Genomic DNA, 899 nt, shown 5'->3' with positions numbered 1-899 from the left:
GCCTTGGGCGTTTTTTAGAGTAAACCTTATGCAAAATATTTCAATTTGCCTTTGAAGTCTTCCAGCTTCTCATAGCCTTTTTGCACCATGATGGCTTTTAATTCAAGGGAAACCCGTTCAAAAATGTCTACGCCTTGCTGGTGTAGCGCCGTGCCGATCTGCACCATGCTTGCGCCGCACAAGATGTGTTCAAACGCATCACGGCCGCTGTAAACGCCGCCCGTTCCGATAACTTGGATAGACGGATCTAGTCTTTGATAGAACGCGTGGACATTGGCGAGCGCAGTCGGTTTGATGTATTGGCCGCCTATGCCGCCGAAGCCGTTTTTCGGGCGGATCACGACGGATTCGTCTTCGATATACATGCCGTTGCCGATGGAGTTGACACAGTTGACGAATTTTAGGGGATAGCGGTTGAACACTTTCGCCGCTTGATCGAAATGGGCAATATCGAAATACGGCGGCAATTTGATGCCCAAGGGCTTGTCGAAGTAGGTAAAGGCATTATCCAAAATCATCTCGGTGGTTTCAAAGTCGTAGGCAATTTGCGGTTTGCCGGCGACGTTTGGGCAGGATAGGTTGAGTTCGGTAATACCGTTAAACCCGCTATTTTGCACCTTTTCCAACAGGATATGTGTTTCGCCGGGCGACAGGCCGACCAGTGATAGGAAAAATGTCCGTTCCGGCTGAGACTCTTGAAGGGTAAGCAGGTAATCCAGATAGTAATCGATGCCTTGATTCGGCAAGCCCATCGAATTGATGCTGCCGAGAGGGACGTCCCGATAACGCGGCTCGGGGTTGCCTTGACGAGGGGTAAGCGTTGCGGTCTTGGTAATGAAAGTGCCTGCCGAAGACTGTCTGACTGCTTCTAATTCCTCAACAGTCATGCATGACACACC

1 protein-coding gene is annotated in these 899 nt (G+C 50.3%); it reads right to left on the bottom strand.

The annotated features are described in order from the left end of the window. Nucleotides 1-26: 26 nt before the first annotated feature. Nucleotides 27-899, bottom strand: an 873-nt coding sequence (locus ACTHUR_RS12580; protein ID WP_440398822.1) for a dihydroorotate oxidase, incomplete at its 5' end; no start/stop codon positions are given.

The sequence above is a fragment of the Neisseria sp. P0021.S007 genome (assembly GCF_051956855.1).
The sequence above is the reverse complement of the archived record's forward strand: the minus strand, read 5'-3'. Positions and strand labels throughout refer to the sequence as shown.